Source organism: Kushneria halocnemicola (assembly GCF_965650455.1).
In the GTDB taxonomy this organism is placed as follows: Bacteria; Pseudomonadota; Gammaproteobacteria; order Pseudomonadales; family Halomonadaceae; genus Kushneria.
The window spans coordinates 3,014,523-3,030,543 of record NZ_OZ287968.1; the positions used below are offsets into that span (position 1 = coordinate 3,014,523).

The window sequence follows — 16,021 nt, forward strand, 5'->3', positions numbered from 1 at the left end:
GGGCTCGATAGCCTATAAAGAGGACTGGCCCTCTTTCCGGGAGCGCTCCATGCCATTATTGATACCGCGACGTCGTTTTCTTGCCGGGCTTGCCGCCACAGGGCTGGCGGCGCGCTGGCCGCACGCCCTTGCCGGCCGCGACGAGGCCGCCATCACCCGAGCGATCCCCTCGACCGGGGAGGCGCTGCCGGTGATCGGCATGGGCACCTGGCGCACCTTCAACGTCGGCACCGATCCAGAGCTGCTCGATCAGCGCGAGCAGGTTCTTGAGCTCTTTTTCCAGCGCGGCGGCCGGGTGGTCGACGCCTCGCCCATGTACGGCTCCGCCGAGAAGGTGGTGGGCGAGCTGATCAAGCGGCTGGGCCACCGGGAAGCGCTCTTTGCCGCCACCAAGGTGTGGACGCGCGATGAAAGCGACACCCGGGAGGCGGTGGCCCGCTCCGAGGCACTCTGGGGCGTGGCGCGCTTTGACCTGATGCAGATTCACAATCTGCTGGGGTGGGAGGGGCATCTGGAAACGCTCAAGGAAATGAAATCCGAAGGGCAACTGCGCTATATCGGCGTGACCACCTCCCATGGCCGTCGCCACGACGAGCTTGAGCAGATCATGACGCGCGAGCCGCTGGATTTCGTGCAGCTGACCTACAACATCGCCGATCGCGAGGCGGAGAAGCGGCTGCTGCCGCTGGCCCGCGAGCGGGGAATTGCGGTGATCGCCAACCGACCCTTTCAGGGCGGCCAATTGTTTGACCGCGTTGGGTCGCAGCCGCTGCCGGCCTGGGCCGGGGAGGTGGGGATAGACAGCTGGGCCGGGTTCTTTCTCAAGTTCATCGTTTCGCATCCGGCCATGACCTGCGCCATACCGGCCACCACGCAGGTGGCCCACCTGCGCGAGAACATGGGGGCGCTGTACGGCCGGCTGCCCGATGAGGCGCAGCGCCGGCGCATGATCGACATCATCACGGGGGGATAGCGCATGGATTACGCACTGGGTGATTTTTTGATGTTCACGCCCGAGGTGTATCTGCGTCTTTTCGAGCGCACCAATGAGGCGCTCGGGCAGGGCCTCTGGGCGGTCATGATCGCCCTGCTGGCAGTACCCGTGCTGCTGTGGCAGAAATCATTACTGGTCAGACGGCTGGTACCGGTCGCGATGGCGGCCGGCTGGGCCCTGACGGCGGCGCTTTTCATGCTGCGGTTTTATGCCCCCATCAACTGGCCGGTCGGCCCCTTTGGCTGGGTCTTTGCGCTGGAAGCAGGTCTTTTGATGGTGGTGGCCCTGCGCGTTCCTCCGGCCAGGGTGGGGCTGACCGCACTCGCCGTCTGGAGCGCCGTCCTGCTGGCGCTGGCATGCGCGACGGTCCACGAGACCGACACGTGGCAGGCGATAGCGCTGCCCGGGGTCACGCCGGACATGACCGCGGCCGCCACGGCAGTGCTTTTGATGGCGTGGCCGCGCCGCGTCCGGTGGGGACTTCTGGTCATCCCGCTGTTGTGGTGTGTCTTCAGCGCGCTGGGGCACTGGGCGATGGGGCTGTGGTGGCCTCTAGCTGTACCGGTAGCGGGGCTTCTAATGGTGCTGACAGCGCTGGCATGGCCGGATCGATACGTCGATGGACAGGCATCCTGATCAATGTCCAGAGGCGCTGATACCAAAGGCCGATCGGGTCGCATTCCAAACGGGATGACGCGCAGGCCGGGGCAGGTCAGTATCATCCCGATACTTCTTTCATGGCGCTGTCTGGAGCCACCATGTCTCTGCTTTCTTCCGATCGTGAGCACGCCCTCTCCCTTGCGCTTAAAACGTGGCATTCGGGGGCCTTCACCGAGGATCTCGCGCGCCGTATCGCCTATCGCACCGTCAGTCAGAATCCTGACTGTCGCGAGACGCTGGGCCGCTATCTCGATGATGAGATCGCGCCGCTGCTGGCGCGCCTGGGATTTATCTGTCGCTCGATCGATAATCCACAGCCGGAAGGGCCACCGCTTTTGATAGGCCATCGGCTGGAATCCCCTGAGCTAACAACCCTTTTGATCTACGGCCACGGTGATGTGACGCCGGGGCAGGACAGTCAGTGGCAGGAAGGCCTCACGCCCTGGCAGCTGACGATGCAGGAGGGCCGACTATACGGGCGCGGCGTGGCGGACAACAAGGGGCAGCACGGCATCAATCTGGCAGCGCTGGAGGCGGTCATCCAGGCGCGGGAGGGCCGGCTGGGATTCAATCTGAAGATCATTTTCGAGATGGGGGAAGAGGTCGGCTCGCCGGGACTTGAAGCGGCCTGTCGCCAACATGGCGATGCCCTGTCGGCGGATCTCTTCCTGGCCTCGGATGGCCCCCGAATTCGCCACGATATGCCGACCCTGTTTCTCGGCTCCCGCGGCATGTATCGATTCAGACTGACGCTGGAAACCGGCAACGGCGCGCGTCATTCCGGCAACTGGGGGGGCGTGATCACCAACCCGGCATGGGTCATGGCCCATGCGCTGAGCACGATGGTATCAGAGCGGGGCGTGATTCGGGCGGACTGCCTGCGCGCGCCTGCCATGTCAGATGCCGTCCGTGCGCTGATTCGTGATCTGCCGGTGGGCGGGGAAAGCGGTGACCCCGCAATCAATGCCGACTGGGGCGAGCCGGGTATGACGTTTGGTGAGAAGCTTTATGGCGCCAATACGTTTGAGGTGTTGGGGCTATCGGCCGGTGCCACCGATCAGCCGGTGTCGGCCATTCCGAGCAGGGCGGAAGCCGTTTGTCAGCTGCGCTTTGTGGAGGGCACTGACTGGCAGGCTCTGGGTGACAGGCTGCGCGCGCATCTGGATGCGCATGGGTTTGAAGCGGTGACGCTCACCTCGGAGGGCGGCTACGCCGCCACCCGACTCGATCCCGACCACCCCTGGGTCGGCTTCGTACAGGCATCGATGCAGCAGAGCCTGGGCGAGACGGTCCATCTATTGCCCAATCTTGGCGGCACGATCCCCAACCACTGCTTTGCCGATGTGCTGGGCCTGCCGACCGTGTGGGTGCCGCACTCCTATCCCTCCTGTCAGCAGCATGCCCCCAACGAGCATCTGCCTGAACACATCGTGACGCAGGGTCTTGTCGGCATGGCCGGCATCTTCTGGGATCTGGGCGAGCGAACGCTGCAATAGCCGGCATCACCGCCCGCGCTTATTGATACTCGCTGTGCGCCAGCGGGGTCTGCACCCCCGGCGCCATCTGCTGGCGCCACTGTTCACGACAAAAGCGAAAGCGCTCGGCCGGGCGGCCGCCGGTGGTGGTGTCGACAGCACCGGTAGGCACGACCAGACCGGTGCGATCCAGCGCGCGACGAAAGTTCTGCTTGTGCAGGCGACAGCCGATGATCGCCTCGATGGTCAGCTGTAGCTGGGACAGCGTGAAGTGCTCGGGCAGCAGATCAAAAACCACCGGGCGATAGCGCAGCTTGCCGCGCAGGCGGTCCATGGCGGTGGCGAGAATGCGGCGGTGATCGGACATCAGCGGCTGTCCGGGCAGGGTGGTAATGACCTCGCAGCCGTCATCACGCTGGGCCTCGGGTGCAAGCCCGGCTTCATACAACAGCTCGAAGCGTTCCAGCACCCGGGTATCCACCCAGCGGGCGCCGTCTAGGCCAAAGGCCAGCTGGACCCGCTGGCGGCGCGCCTCCCGATGCGCCTGGTCAACGCCGGCATCGACCCAGCGTGACAGCGCCGGGGCAATGGTCATGTCGATCATCGCCGGTCGGCCGTGACGGTAGTCCTCCCACGGGAAATGGTCATACCAGCTGGTCCAGACGGCATGCTCGTCAAGCAGGGACTGCTGATGTGACACCAGCCCCAGATGGCCGATGGAGATGTGGCGCGTGATCTCGTGGCCGGGCGCATCCGGTTCAAGACGGTCCTGATCACCGAAAGTATAGAGCTGCTCGACGTAGTCCAGCGCCAGACCGGTCTGACGGGCGACGCGGTCACGCAGGCCCAGCTCGAAGGTGCGGTGATGACGCGGGTCAAAATCACCCGCTGGCAGCATCGGCGCACGGCAGCGATCCATAGGGCAGGTGAGCAAAACGGTAGGGGTTGCCGACTCCATGGCGATGACGACGGCAGAGAGTTCGATGGCAATGACAGCGCTGTCTGGCATGGTGACGGCCCGGGGCATTTCGTAGTCAGCAGAGGATGCGGCAGGGCGACATTGTGTCACAACCCGGGCCCGGGTGGCGGATAAAGAAAAACCCCTGCACAGGCAGGGGTTTTCAATAGGCGAGAAAACGGCGCCCGGTCTAGGCGGCCTTTTCCTTGTCCTTGTCGCCATCACCTCTTTCGATGCGTTTGGTGATGTAGTACTGCTGCGCGATCGAGAGCAGGTTGTTGGTAATCCAGTAGACCACCAGACCGGCCGGGAACCACAAAAAGAAGAAGGTGAAGACAATCGGCAGCATCTTCATGATTTTCGCCTGCGTGGGGTCCGGCGGTGTCGGATTGAGCTGCTGCTGCAGGAACATGGTCAGACCCATGATGATCGGCAGAATGAAGTAGGGATCCTGCGCGGACAGATCATGAATCCAGAGCATGAACGGCGCATGGCGCAGCTCGATCGACTCCATCAGCATCCAGTAGAGCGCGATAAATACCGGCATCTGGATCACGATGGGCAGACAGCCGCCCAGAGGATTGATCTTCTCCTTCTGGTAAAACTTCATCATCTCCTGCGACATCTTCTGGCGATCGTCGCCGTGCTGCTCCTTGATGCGCTGCATCTCGGGGCCCATCTTGCGCATCTTGGCCATCGACTTGTAGGCGGTGGCAGACAGCGGGAAGAGCACAGCCTTGACCAGTACGGTCAGCAGGATGATCGAGAAGCCCCAGTTGCCGATCAGCGCATGGATATGCGTGAGCAGCCAGAACAGCGGGTTGGCCAGAAACCACAGCCAGCCGAAATCGACGGTGAGCTGCAGGTGCGGTGCGACAGCCTCAAGACGCTCGTGCTCCTTGGGACCGACATAGAGCGTGGCGGACAGATCGCCGTTTTGTCCCGGTGCCACGGTTTCGCTGGGGCTGGCAAAGGCCGCCACGTTGCGTCCGCGCTGGTCGACATCGGCGTAATACAGGTTCTGCTGATCCTGATTGGGTGCCCAGGCGGTAGTAAAGTAGTGCTGGATGATCGCCACCCAACCGCCGCGGACATCCGTGTTGTTGAACTTGCCGTCCTGGATGTCGCCAAAGCCCACCTTCTGGTAGTGCTCGTCCGGCGAGGAGAAGGCTGCGCCCAGATAGGCATGCATGCCCACACCGGCGCCGCTGGTCGGGTCGTCGCTGTTGTCACGGGCGAGCTGGCCGATAAAGCGGGCGCTGACCGGCGTCTGCGAGACGTTGTCGATCAGGTAGTCGACCCTGACCGCGTAGCTGTCGCGCTCGAAGGTGAAGCGCTTGATCACATTCACGCCGTTGACGGTCGCGCTCATGTCGACCTGAAGCGAGTCCTGATCATCCCCCAGCTGGTAGCTGGTCTGCTCGGGATTGAAGGTGATCCGGCCCTGATGGCCTTCCATCTGCAGTCCGGAGCGCGCGATATAGCTGCGGCGCTGATCATCGGAGAGCAAAACGAAGGGGGCATCGCTGTCGAGACGCTGGAGATGCTTTGGCAGGGCGGCATAGACAATGTCGCCACCGCGCGGGTCGATGCGCAGATCAAGGGCGTCGGTGCGAACGCTGACCAGACGGGTGTCCTGAGCATTGGCATCGTTGCCGGCACTGTCCGTCTCGCCCGGCATGGTACCGGTGTCCGGCGCGCTGGCGCGTTCACTGGCGGCCTCGGGGGCATCGAGCGACTGCTCACCGGGTTCAACGTCACTGCTGCTTTGCTGGGTCAGGGCAGGGGGCGCTTCATCCGGACGGTCGTTATGCCCGTGATCATTGCTCCATTGAATGACCATCAGGTAGGCAAGTACGGCCAGCGGGATGACAAAAAGAAGTCGTTTCAGATCCATTGGGATTGCCCGGTGGGAAAATGTCGACGCGGCGCAAGAAAACGACGGGTCGCACTCGACGGTTCGTCGCGCCTCGTATTATTGCTGATGCTCCGGCTGACGTTTGACGTCCTTTTCAAGGCGTCGCCACATGCCGTGAAGCTGTCTGGCCAGTGTTTCCGAGTCGATTTCGTGCACGCCCTTGCGTGACAGCACGACAATATCCACACCCGGCAGCCACTGCTGGCGCAGTCGCACCGATTCTCGAGTCAAGCGCTTGAGACGGTTGCGATCCACGGCCCGGCGCACGTTCTTCTTGCTGAACACCAGTCCCACACGAACGTGACCGAGATCGTTGGGGGTGGCGAGTGCCAGAAGACCCTTGCCGTGAATCCTGAAACTGGCATGTTCGAAAACATGACGGTATTCCCCGGCGGTCAGGATTCTGAGACCGCGGGGAAATCCCTGACTGGTCATGAGCTCGGCTGATCCGTTAAGCGGATCAGGCGCTCAGGCGCTTGCGGCCCTTGGCGCGGCGACGCGAGATGACCTGGCGGCCGTTTTTGGTGGCCATGCGGGCACGGAAGCCGTGGTTACGCTTGCGCTTGAGCACGCTGGGCTGGAAAGTACGTTTCATGGTTGCGATTCCCGAATTGAGACTTGAGTGATCGGTGACACCGATGCCCTCAAAATCGAGGCGCACGGGGGTCAAGAGCCGGGATTCTAGAGAATTCAACGAGTGCGTGCAATTTTTATCCACGCACGTTTGCCAGTGCACTGTGCATAACTTTGTGTACAAGCCGGGCATATCGTTTCCGGGAGACCGACGGTATGACCCCCGAGAGGCCCGGGTGGCGGGGATAAGGTTATCCACAGCCCGTTTCGACCCCCAACCCGGTGTGGATAACCCGCTGCGCGAGCGTTACACTACCGCCCCATTTGCACGACTCACCATCAAGAGGTCGCGTGTGTCCATCGCTCTCTGGCAGCAATGTCTTGACTATTTACAGGATGAATTGAGCTCTCAGCAGTTCAATACCTGGATCCGTCCCCTGCAGGCCGAAAGCGGTTCCAGTGACCACGAACTCTCCCTGCTGGCCCCCAATCGCTTTGTGCGTGACTGGGTCAACGACAAGTATTTAAAGCGCATCAACGAACTGATGCGCGAGCTGGCGCAGGGCCGTCCGCCCAAGGTGTCGCTGGATATCGGCAGTCGCCGCACGGTGTCCAATCCCGTGTCGCGTCCGACGACCGACAGCGAACCGGCGACCAGCCCGGCGCAGAACAATAGCGGCGATCACGGCCAGGCGGCCTGGTCTTCAGGCGTGACACGTTCCTCGGCGCGTGCGCCCATGCCGCCGTCGCCACCCACGTCGCCGCGCGGCGACTATCAGGACGAGCGCGAGATTCCCGCGGCGCCGCCCTCCGGCAATACGGTGGGCGGGCGTCGCAGCGACAGCGGTGAGCGCCAGGTGCAGGTCGAGGGCAGCATCCGTCACCAGAGCGGACTCAACCCGGGCTTTACCTTTGAAACCTTTGTCGAGGGTAAATCCAACCAGCTGGCGCGGGCCGCCTCGCGACAGGTCGCCGAAAACCCCGGCGGTGCCTACAACCCGCTGTTCCTTTATGGCGGCGTCGGTCTGGGTAAAACCCACCTGATGCATGCGGTGGGCAACCATCTGGCCGGACTGCGCGACAACGCTCGGGTGGTCTATCTGCACTCCGAGCGTTTCGTGGCCGACATGGTCAAGGCGCTGCAGCTCAACGCCATCAACGACTTCAAGCGCTTTTATCGCAGCGTCGATGCGCTGCTGATCGATGACATTCAGTTCTTTGCCGGCAAGGAGCGCTCCCAGGAGGAGTTCTTCCACACCTTTAATGCGCTGCTTGAGGGCGGTCAGCAGATGATTCTGACCTCGGACCGCTACCCCAAGGAGATCAGCGGCGTCGAGGAGCGTCTGAAATCGCGCTTTGGCTGGGGCCTGACGGTGGCGATCGAGCCGCCGGAGCTCGAGACCCGCGTGGCGATTCTGATGAAAAAGGCCGAGCAGGCGAAGGCCGATCTGCCCCACGACGCAGCGTTTTTCATCGCTCAGAAGATTCGCTCCAACGTGCGTGAGCTGGAAGGCGCGCTCAAGAAGGTGATCGCGGACTCTCACTTCATGGGCCAGCCCATCAATCAGGAGTTCATCCGCGAATCGCTCAAGGATCTGCTGGCGCTGCAGGACAAGCAGGTAGGCGTGGACAACATCCAGCGCACGGTGGCCGAGTACTACAAGATCAAGGTGTCCGATCTACACTCCAAGCGCCGTTCGCGCTCGGTCGCCCGCCCGCGTCAGGTCGCCATGGCGCTGGCCAAGGAGCTGACCAACCACAGCCTGCCCGAGATCGGCGATGCCTTTGGCGGTCGTGATCACACCACTGTGCTGCACGCCTGCCGCAAGGTGGTGGAACTTCGGGAAGAAAATTCCGATATCCGCGAAGATTACAAGAACCTGCTGCGTCTTTTGACCAGCTGATGATCGCTCGTACGGTCTGCATCGCGCGCCTCATCAGCGGTGACCGACATGACAACACTGTGGCCGGAACAAGAGCCTGAAAAGAGTGGAGCCCCATGAAATTTTCCATTTCGCGTGAAGCCCTGCTGCGCCCGCTGACGCTGGTGGCCGGGGTGGTCGAGCGCCGTCAGACCCTGCCGGTGCTCTCCAACGTTTTACTGACGGTCAGCGATGACGAACTGTCGCTGACCGGCACCGACCTCGAGGTCGAGCTGATCGGTCGCGTGGCGCCCTCGAGTATCGAGGAGAGCGGCGCGGTGACCGTGCCGGCGCGCAAGCTGATGGACATCTGCAAGTCGCTGCCCGACCAGTCCGAGATTACCCTGACCATCGAGGAAAACCGGGCGCTTTTGCGGGCCGGGCGCTCGCGCTTTACGCTGTCGACCCTGCCGGCGGCGGAATTCCCCAGCATCGATGAAGGCCAGGGCAGCACCGAACTCACCCTGCCGCGACGCACGCTCAAGCAGCTCATCGATGCCACCGGCTTTGCGATGGCGCAGCAGGACGTGCGCTATTACCTCAACGGCATGCTCATCGAGCTGCGCGATCATCTGGTGCGCACCGTGGCCACCGACGGTCACCGCCTGGCCGTGTGCTCACGCAGTGCCGATATCGCCCTCGAGGAGCCGCAGCGTCTGATTCTGCCACGCAAGGGTGTGGTCGAGCTCTCGCGCCTGCTCGATGACAGCGACGAGCCGGTCACGCTGATGCTCGGCGCCAGCCATCTGCGCGTGCGCACCGGCGCCTACACCTTTACCTCGCGACTGGTGGACGGCAAGTTCCCCGATTACGAGCGGGTCATCCCCAAGGGTGGCGACAAGCAGATTCTGGCCGAACGCGGCGAGCTGCGTAAGGTGCTCTCGCGAACCGCCATTCTCTCCAACGAGAAGTATCGCGGCGTGCGGCTCAATCTGGAAGCGGGCAATCTGCGGGTGCTGGCCAACAACCCCGAGCAGGAAGAGGCCGAAGAGAACGTGGCGATCGACTACAGCGGCAGCGCGCTGGAGATCGGCTTTAACGTCGGCTATCTGATCGATGTGCTCAGCGTACTCGACACCGATCAGGTCCAGCTGACGCTGTCCGACCCCAACAGCAGTGCGCTTTTGGAAGCGCCCGGCGGCGGCGATGCCATGTACGTTGTCATGCCGATGCGGCTCTGACGTTTTTGCTGCATCGTCGGCCACACCAGCGCCCGGCTCCGGCCGGGCGCGCGTCCCTTTCGGATTGCCATGCCGCTTGATCATCTTCACTTTCAGGGACTGCGCAATCTGCCCTCTGTCACATGGCAGCCCGGCGCGCACGTCAATCTGATCTTCGGCGACAACGGCAGCGGCAAGACCAGCCTGCTGGAAGGCCTGCACATTCTGGGCATGGGGCGCTCGTTTCGCACCCGTCAGCTCAAGCATGCCATCACCCATGATCAGGACGCCCTGACGCTGTTTGGCCGGCTGACAGGGGAGCCACCGCTGCCGCTGGGCGTGGAGCGTCGTCGCGACGCTGATGGCCTCAATGTGCGAGTGGCCGGCGAGAAGATCGACCGCATTGCCGAGCTGGCCCGCCACCTGCCCATGCAGCTGATCAACCCTGATGCCTTTCGTCTGATCGAAGGCGCGCCAGCGGCGCGGCGCGAATTTCTCGACTGGGGCGTGTTTTACGTTTACCCCGATTTTTTCGATGTCTGGCGCCGCGCAAGACGCGCGCTCAAACATCGGAATGCGCTGCTCAGACATGATAGAATCGACGAACAGTCGCTGGCCCTCTGGAGCCGCGAACTGGCGCGCTGGAGCGATCGGCTGGATGCAATGCGCAGTGACTGGATGGCGCGCTTTTCAAACGTTTTCAGCGCAACGCTTGCCGAGCTGATCGATCTGCCGGAACTGTCGCTTCGCTACCATCGTGGCTGGGACAAGAGTCGCCCGCTCGAGGAGATCCTTCTGGAGAGCGTGGCCACCGACCGCCAGATGAAGTTCACCCAGCAGGGGCCACAGCGCGCTGATCTGCGCCTGCGCATGGGGCGCTATCCGGCGGCCGAAGTCCTCTCCAGAGGACAGCAGAAGCTGGTGGTCAGCGCCATGAAACTGGCGCAGGGGCGGCTTCTGGAGCAGGAAGACCGTCACCGCTGCCTCTATTTGATCGATGATCTGGCCGCTGAACTGGACGAACAGCACCGCCGCGCCTTTTGTCGGCTGCTGGAACAGATGAATTGTCAGACCTTTCTGACCGGTATCGAGCCCGCCTCCCTTGAGGGGCACTGGAGTGTCGATACCGACGTCAAAAGGTTTCACGTGAAACAGGGTCGTCTGGCAGGCACTGCCGACGGCGCGATGACCCGGGAGCATCAATGAGCGAACCACAGGCTTACGACTCATCGAGTATCAAGGTTCTTAAGGGGCTGGACGCGGTACGCAAGCGCCCGGGCATGTACATTGGCGATACCGATGATGGCACCGGTCTGCATCACATGGTGTTCGAGATCGTCGACAACTCGATCGACGAGGCGCTGGCCGGCCACTGCAGCGAAATCCGGGTCGTCATCCACCCCGATGAGTCTGTCACCGTCTCCGATGACGGCCGTGGCATCCCGACCGATATCCACTCCGAAGGCGTGTCAGCGGCGGAAGTGATCATGACCGTGCTCCACGCCGGCGGCAAGTTCGACGACAACTCCTACAAGGTGTCCGGCGGACTGCACGGCGTGGGGGTCTCGGTGGTCAACGCGCTGTCCGAGCAGCTCAAGCTCACCATCTGGCGCAAAAACCAGGTTCACGAGCAGATCTACAAGCATGGCGTGCCGCAGTCGCCGCTGGCGGTGGTGGGCGACACCGAGCGCTCCGGCACCCAGATTCATTTCAAGCCTTCACCGGAGACGTTTGCCAATATCGAGTTTCACTACGATATTCTGGCCAAGCGCCTCAGGGAGCTGTCGTTTCTCAACTCCGGCGTGGCGATTCGCCTGCTCGACGAGCGCGACGGCCGCGAGGAGCTGTTCCACTACGAGGGCGGCCTGCGCGCCTTTGTCGATCACCTCAATACCAACCGCACCACCGTCAACCCGGTGTTTCACTTCAACGCCGAGCGTGAAGACGGCATTGCGGTGGAAGTGGCGATGCAGTGGAACGACAGCTACAGCGAAAACATCTTCTGCTACACCAACAATATTCCGCAGCGCGACGGCGGCACGCACATGGCGGGCTTTCGCGGCGCGCTGACGCGAAGCCTCAACAGCTACATCGAGGCCGAGGAGCTGCAGAAAAAGTCCAAGGTGGCCACCTCCGGTGACGATGCCCGTGAAGGCCTGACCGCGATCATCTCGGTCAAGGTGCCCGACCCGAAGTTCTCCTCGCAGACCAAGGACAAGCTGGTCTCCTCCGAGGTGAAAACGGCCGTCGAGCAGGAGATGAGTCGTCAGCTCTCCGACTATCTGCTGGAAAACCCCAATGACGCCAAGGCGATCGTCAACAAGATGCTTGACGCCGCCCGTGCCCGCGACGCTGCCCGCAAGGCGCGCGAGATGACACGCCGCAAGGGCGCGCTGGATATCGCCGGGCTGCCCGGCAAGCTGGCCGACTGTCAGGAAAAGGACCCGACCCGTTCGGAGCTCTACCTGGTCGAGGGTGACTCCGCCGGCGGCAGCGCCAAGCAGGGCCGCGATCGCCGCACCCAGGCGATCCTGCCGCTCAAGGGCAAGATCCTCAACGTCGAAAAGGCACGCTTTGACAAGATGCTCTCCTCGGCCGAGGTCGGTACCCTGATCACCGCGCTGGGCTGTGGCATCGGCCGTGAAGAGTTCAACGCCGACAAGCTGCGCTATCACTCGGTCATCATCATGACCGACGCCGACGTCGACGGCTCGCACATTCGTACCCTGCTTTTGACGTTTTTCTTCCGTCAGATGCCGGAGCTGATCGAGCGCGGCCACATCTTCATCGCCCAGCCGCCGCTGTACAAGATCAAGCGCGGCAAAAACGAGATGTATCTCAAGGACGAGGCGGCGCTGATCCAGCACCTGACCACTACTGCCCTTGATGGCGCACAGCTTTACGTCAACGCCGACGCCCCGGGCATTGGCGGTGAGCATCTCGAAAAGCTGGTGCATCAGTATCGCGACGTGATGGACCGTCTTGACCGTCTGGCCCGCGTCTATCCGGCTGATGTGCTCAAGCGATTGATCTACGCCGACCCGGTCAGCGAAGAGATGCTGTCCGACAAGGCCGCCATGACGCGCTGGATCGAGGCGCTGCAGGCTGATCTGGACGAGCTTATCGCCTACGAGGGCGGGCCGCGCTACATCTTCCGTCTGGTGCACAGCGAAGAGCGCGGTCTATATCTGCCGGCGGCCGTGTTGAGCGCCCACGGTGTGGAAACCGACTATCCGCTGGGTCTGGGCTTTTTCCAGTCGGCCGATTACGCCGCCATGGTCGCGCTCAATCGTGCGCTGGACGGTCTGCTGGAAGAGGGCGCCTACATCGCCCGCGGCGAGCGCTCCAAACCGGTCGAGAACTTCCACGACATCCTCACCTGGCTGATGGCCGAGGCCAGCCGAGGCTTTAGCATCCAGCGCTACAAGGGCCTGGGTGAGATGAACCCGGACCAGCTGTGGGAAACCACCATGGACCCGGAAAGTCGCCGTATGCTCAGGGTCACCATCGAAGACGCCATCGGCGCCGACATGATGTTCAACACCCTGATGGGCGACGAGGTCGAACCGCGTCGTGACTTCATCGAGCAAAACGCGCTGGTGGCGAATCTGGACATCTGATCCGGCCACGCTTTTGACGAATCCAACCGGAGCCCTGCGCTCCGGTTTTTTATGCCCTGACCTGTCTGTCGGTCATGTTCGCTGATAAGGAGCGACGCCCTGATGCTCGATAGTGTCGGCCCCCTGGCCGGACAGTTTTTCGGTCTCGTCTCGCTGCTGCTCTGTCTGCTGGCCTTTGCCAGCCGGCGCGACGAGCGGTTAATGGTCCTGCTGATTCTCGCCAACGTGGCATTTGCGCTGCAGTTTGCCTTTCTGGGCAGCTGGACGGCCGCGGCGCTGTCGCTGGTGGTGATCCTGCGCATTGCGCTGGCCCGGCGCTACCCCGGCAACCGATGGGTCATGGCGGGAGTGCTGGCGGCGAGTGCGCTCGTCGCCATGCTGACCTGGCAGGGCATGGCCGACCTGCCGGCGCTGGTCGCCATGGTGATCGGCACCACCGGCATGTTTCTGCTCAAGGGCATCGCCATGCGTGTCTTTCTGGCGCTGGCGGCCGTTGCCTGGCTTTTCAGCCATTGGCTGGCCGGCGCGGCGGGCGGCATGCTGGCCGAGGCGCTGGTGATCGTCACAAGTCTTGTCACCATCATCCGGTTGATGCGCGCCAAAAGGCGCTATCCACAGGCGTTCGAGTAACCGGTTACCCCGATAAACCACTTTGGCGCCATGCGGCCAAAATCGCGGCGAACGTTGGTTTTAAGGGCCGCCTTCGAGTCCAGCACCACACACACTCCCCCCTCGCGTACGAACACCACCCAGTGCCAAAAGGGCACGCCATTGACCCAGCGCCACTTGATCGCCAGCAGCGCCCGGTCCGGCAGGTCATCCCAGCCGGTAAAGGGCTGCTCATCTTCAGCAGCCTCGATACTCAGAGACGCCAGAAGCCTTCTAACATGCGCCGTTTGCGACCACAGCGTGCGGTCATGGGCATGGATGCCAAGCGCGGCGGCCCGCGTTCGTGCGGTTTCATAATCAAGGCCTGCCAGCGCGGCGCAGGCCGCGATGCCGCAGCCGGTGGGTTCTTGTTGTATGACGGGTTTTTTGGGCTGAGCAAGCAGTGTCATGGCGTGCTATTCCATCAGGCAATGGTTTAAAAAAGCTGTCCCTGCTCGGGCCGGGCTGTCAGGCCACGTTTGGCATACTCGGCCTCGAGCGAGGCGAGCACGTCGATATTGCCGCCGCGCCAGCCAGTCAGTGCCTTGACCAGGGCGTCGTCATCGAGGGACTCGATCGTGTGACCGCGCGCCGGGCCAAAGCGCAGTCGCAGGCCGGGCACCGGCTGGCCGGTGGTGGCCCAGTCGAGAAAGGCGGTGAATTCGGTAAAACCAAAGCGGGCCATCAGCGGCGGGATCAATGCAGCGGTCATGCGCACATCGGCGAGCGCGTCATGGGCGTTGATGGGGGGCTCACCGGTCAGCGTCTGGTAGGTGTTGGCAAGAGAAGCGCTTTCCAGACCGTCGCGCTTTTTGAGCCGATAAGCCGGCAGGAAAAGGTCCAGGCTGCGCCTGGGACGCAGCCCCAGGCGGTGAGCGATCACGTTGTCAAAGCTGGTGTTGCTAAAGCCGATGACCAGCGCATCGAATCCCTGACGCGCTGCCGCCCGGTAGACCTCCGGCACGGCGTGGCGATAGTCGGGGCAGGCAGCGACATCCTCGTCACGCAGGCCATGCACGCGGGTAGTGGCCGGCTCGATTGGCCCGCCCGGGTGGTAGTTGGCATAGGACTGCCACCGGCGATAAAAGGCGCCGTCATTGCCCAGTATGCCGCTCAGCACGGCCAGCTGTACCACGCCGCAGTGGTGGGCGCTGCCGCCGGCGGTTTCAAAGTCGTGAATCAGCGCGCGCATGGCGCCTCATCGGCCAAAAGCCGTCGGGCCAGCGGCATCAGTATCTCCACCAGCACCGTCAGATCTGCCGGTGCCGGGTCGTTCGGCCAGTGGGACTCGAGCTCGGCGATTTCCATGCCGACGACGTCTTCCCCGGCCAGCGCGGCCATCAGCTCGGCCAGTGTTTCCGGGGCAAGGCCCCCGTCGATCTGATGATCGCTGGGTACGACGCCGGGCTGGAGGACATCGCAGTCGAGATGGATGTAGACCGGGCGGCCGTTGATGGCACGTCGCAGCGCCTCGACGCTGAGCCGGGCCGGGGGCAGGTGAAGCAGGCGTTTGTCATCGATGAGTGCCTGTTCGGCGGGGTCGAGCTGATGGGCGCCGGCGAGGATGACGTGGGCAAGAGACAGATCGTTGCCCAGACCGCTGTCCCACATCCCGGCGGCGCCGGCAATGACCATGCCGCCGAGATAGCCCGACTCGGAGGTCTCCGGGGTGTTGAGATCGCCGTGGGCGTCAAACCAGACGATGCAGGCCTCGGGGTGCTGCCGGGCGATCACCGGCAGGGTGGCCAGTGCGCCGGCGCAGCGGCTCATGGTCACAACGGGGCGCTTGCCTGAAGACAGCGTCTTCTCCAGGTATCGCCCCAGCGACACGAAATCGGGCGTGACGGCCTCGAGCATCTGCTGCCAGCTGCCCGACAGCGCCTGACCCGGCGCCCCCAGCGTCTGCAGGGGAATTTCGAGAGAGGCTGCCAGGGTCTGTGCCAGCGCCAGCGTGCCGGTCATGCCGTGAGGATTGGGACCGGCACAGTTGCCCTGAAAGCAGATCAGGGGGGCCGGCGCGGTCAGGGACGTCTGCTGCACCATGGTGTCTCCATGCCAGAAAAAGAATGGCCTGATCATGCCACGGGTGGCGG

Annotated in this window: 15 protein-coding genes; 8 read left to right on the plus strand and 7 right to left on the minus strand. The window is 63.0% G+C overall.

Features of this window, described 5'->3' with window-relative positions; genetic code table 11:
• Window positions 1-49 precede the first annotated feature (49 nt).
• The 3 genes from ACS92L_RS13665 to ACS92L_RS13675 all read left to right on the plus strand — a co-directional run bounded on the left by ACS92L_RS13665 (window position 50) and on the right by ACS92L_RS13675 (window position 3,150).
• Window positions 50-973 (plus strand): aldo/keto reductase, encoded by a 924-nt coding sequence (locus ACS92L_RS13665; protein WP_438765550.1) that lies wholly within the window; start codon window positions 50-52, stop codon window positions 971-973.
• Window positions 974-976: 3 nt separating this feature from the next.
• Window positions 977-1,630, plus strand: coding sequence for a hypothetical protein (locus ACS92L_RS13670; RefSeq protein WP_438765551.1), 654 nt, complete (start codon window positions 977-979; stop codon window positions 1,628-1,630).
• A 122-nt stretch (window positions 1,631-1,752) separates the two neighbouring features.
• Window positions 1,753-3,150 (plus strand): M20 family metallopeptidase, encoded by a 1,398-nt coding sequence (locus tag ACS92L_RS13675; RefSeq protein ID WP_438765552.1) that lies wholly within the window; start codon window positions 1,753-1,755, stop codon window positions 3,148-3,150.
• Between the two features lie 19 nt (window positions 3,151-3,169).
• Here ACS92L_RS13675 and ACS92L_RS13680 read toward each other — a convergent pair whose 3' ends face one another.
• From ACS92L_RS13680 to rpmH, 4 genes are all read right to left on the minus strand, one after another.
• Complete coding sequence (locus ACS92L_RS13680) at window positions 3,170-4,138, minus strand: NUDIX hydrolase (RefSeq protein WP_438765554.1); 969 nt, start codon at window positions 4,136-4,138, stop codon at window positions 3,170-3,172.
• A gap of 139 nt (window positions 4,139-4,277) precedes the next feature.
• Window positions 4,278-5,984, minus strand: a complete 1,707-nt coding sequence (gene yidC, locus ACS92L_RS13685) for a membrane protein insertase YidC (RefSeq protein ID WP_438765555.1) — start codon at window positions 5,982-5,984, stop codon at window positions 4,278-4,280.
• Window positions 5,985-6,062: 78 nt separating this feature from the next.
• Complete coding sequence (gene rnpA / locus ACS92L_RS13690; RefSeq protein ID WP_438765557.1) at window positions 6,063-6,440, minus strand: ribonuclease P protein component; 378 nt, start codon at window positions 6,438-6,440, stop codon at window positions 6,063-6,065.
• A 25-nt stretch (window positions 6,441-6,465) separates the two neighbouring features.
• Window positions 6,466-6,600 carry a 50S ribosomal protein L34 gene (gene rpmH / locus ACS92L_RS13695; protein WP_086623304.1) on the minus strand — a complete coding sequence of 45 codons (135 nt, stop codon included), beginning with the start codon at window positions 6,598-6,600 and terminating at the stop codon, window positions 6,466-6,468.
• A 331-nt stretch (window positions 6,601-6,931) separates the two neighbouring features.
• Between rpmH and dnaA the strand changes: the two genes are divergently transcribed.
• The 5 genes from dnaA (at window position 6,932) to ACS92L_RS13720 (ending at window position 13,910) form a co-directional block, all read left to right on the plus strand.
• Window positions 6,932-8,482 carry a chromosomal replication initiator protein DnaA gene (gene dnaA, locus ACS92L_RS13700; RefSeq protein WP_438765559.1) on the plus strand — a complete coding sequence of 517 codons (1,551 nt, stop codon included), beginning with the start codon at window positions 6,932-6,934 and terminating at the stop codon, window positions 8,480-8,482.
• A 95-nt stretch (window positions 8,483-8,577) separates the two neighbouring features.
• A complete protein-coding gene (gene dnaN, locus ACS92L_RS13705) occupies window positions 8,578-9,681 on the plus strand; it encodes a DNA polymerase III subunit beta (RefSeq protein ID WP_438765560.1) in 1,104 nt (367 codons plus the stop codon).
• A 69-nt stretch (window positions 9,682-9,750) separates the two neighbouring features.
• Entirely contained in the window at window positions 9,751-10,866 is a 1,116-nt protein-coding gene (recF, locus tag ACS92L_RS13710; protein WP_438765561.1) for a DNA replication/repair protein RecF, read from the plus strand.
• Window positions 10,863-13,280: a DNA topoisomerase (ATP-hydrolyzing) subunit B gene (gyrB, locus tag ACS92L_RS13715; RefSeq protein ID WP_438765562.1), complete on the plus strand. Its 2,418-nt coding sequence runs from the start codon at window positions 10,863-10,865 to the stop codon at window positions 13,278-13,280. Before recF ends, gyrB begins: the two co-directional genes overlap by 4 nt.
• Window positions 13,281-13,382: 102 nt before the next feature.
• Window positions 13,383-13,910 (plus strand): YgjV family protein, encoded by a 528-nt coding sequence (locus ACS92L_RS13720; protein WP_438765564.1) that lies wholly within the window; start codon window positions 13,383-13,385, stop codon window positions 13,908-13,910.
• Here ACS92L_RS13720 and ACS92L_RS13725 read toward each other — a convergent pair.
• The 3 genes from ACS92L_RS13725 to ACS92L_RS13735 are packed head-to-tail and all read right to left on the minus strand — an operon-like array spanning window position 13,889 to window position 15,971.
• On the minus strand, window positions 13,889-14,338 hold the full coding sequence (locus ACS92L_RS13725) for a hypothetical protein (RefSeq protein WP_438765565.1): 450 nt from the start codon (window positions 14,336-14,338) through the stop codon (window positions 13,889-13,891). The two genes, ACS92L_RS13720 and ACS92L_RS13725, sit on opposite strands and share 22 nt — an antisense overlap.
• Window positions 14,339-14,364: 26 nt before the next feature.
• Entirely contained in the window at window positions 14,365-15,120 is a 756-nt protein-coding gene (locus ACS92L_RS13730) for a 3'-5' exonuclease (protein ID WP_438765566.1), read from the minus strand.
• A complete protein-coding gene (locus ACS92L_RS13735; RefSeq protein WP_438765567.1) occupies window positions 15,108-15,971 on the minus strand; it encodes an arginase family protein in 864 nt (287 codons plus the stop codon). Before ACS92L_RS13735 ends, ACS92L_RS13730 begins: the two co-directional genes overlap by 13 nt.
• Between the last annotated feature and the right edge of the window lie 50 nt (window positions 15,972-16,021).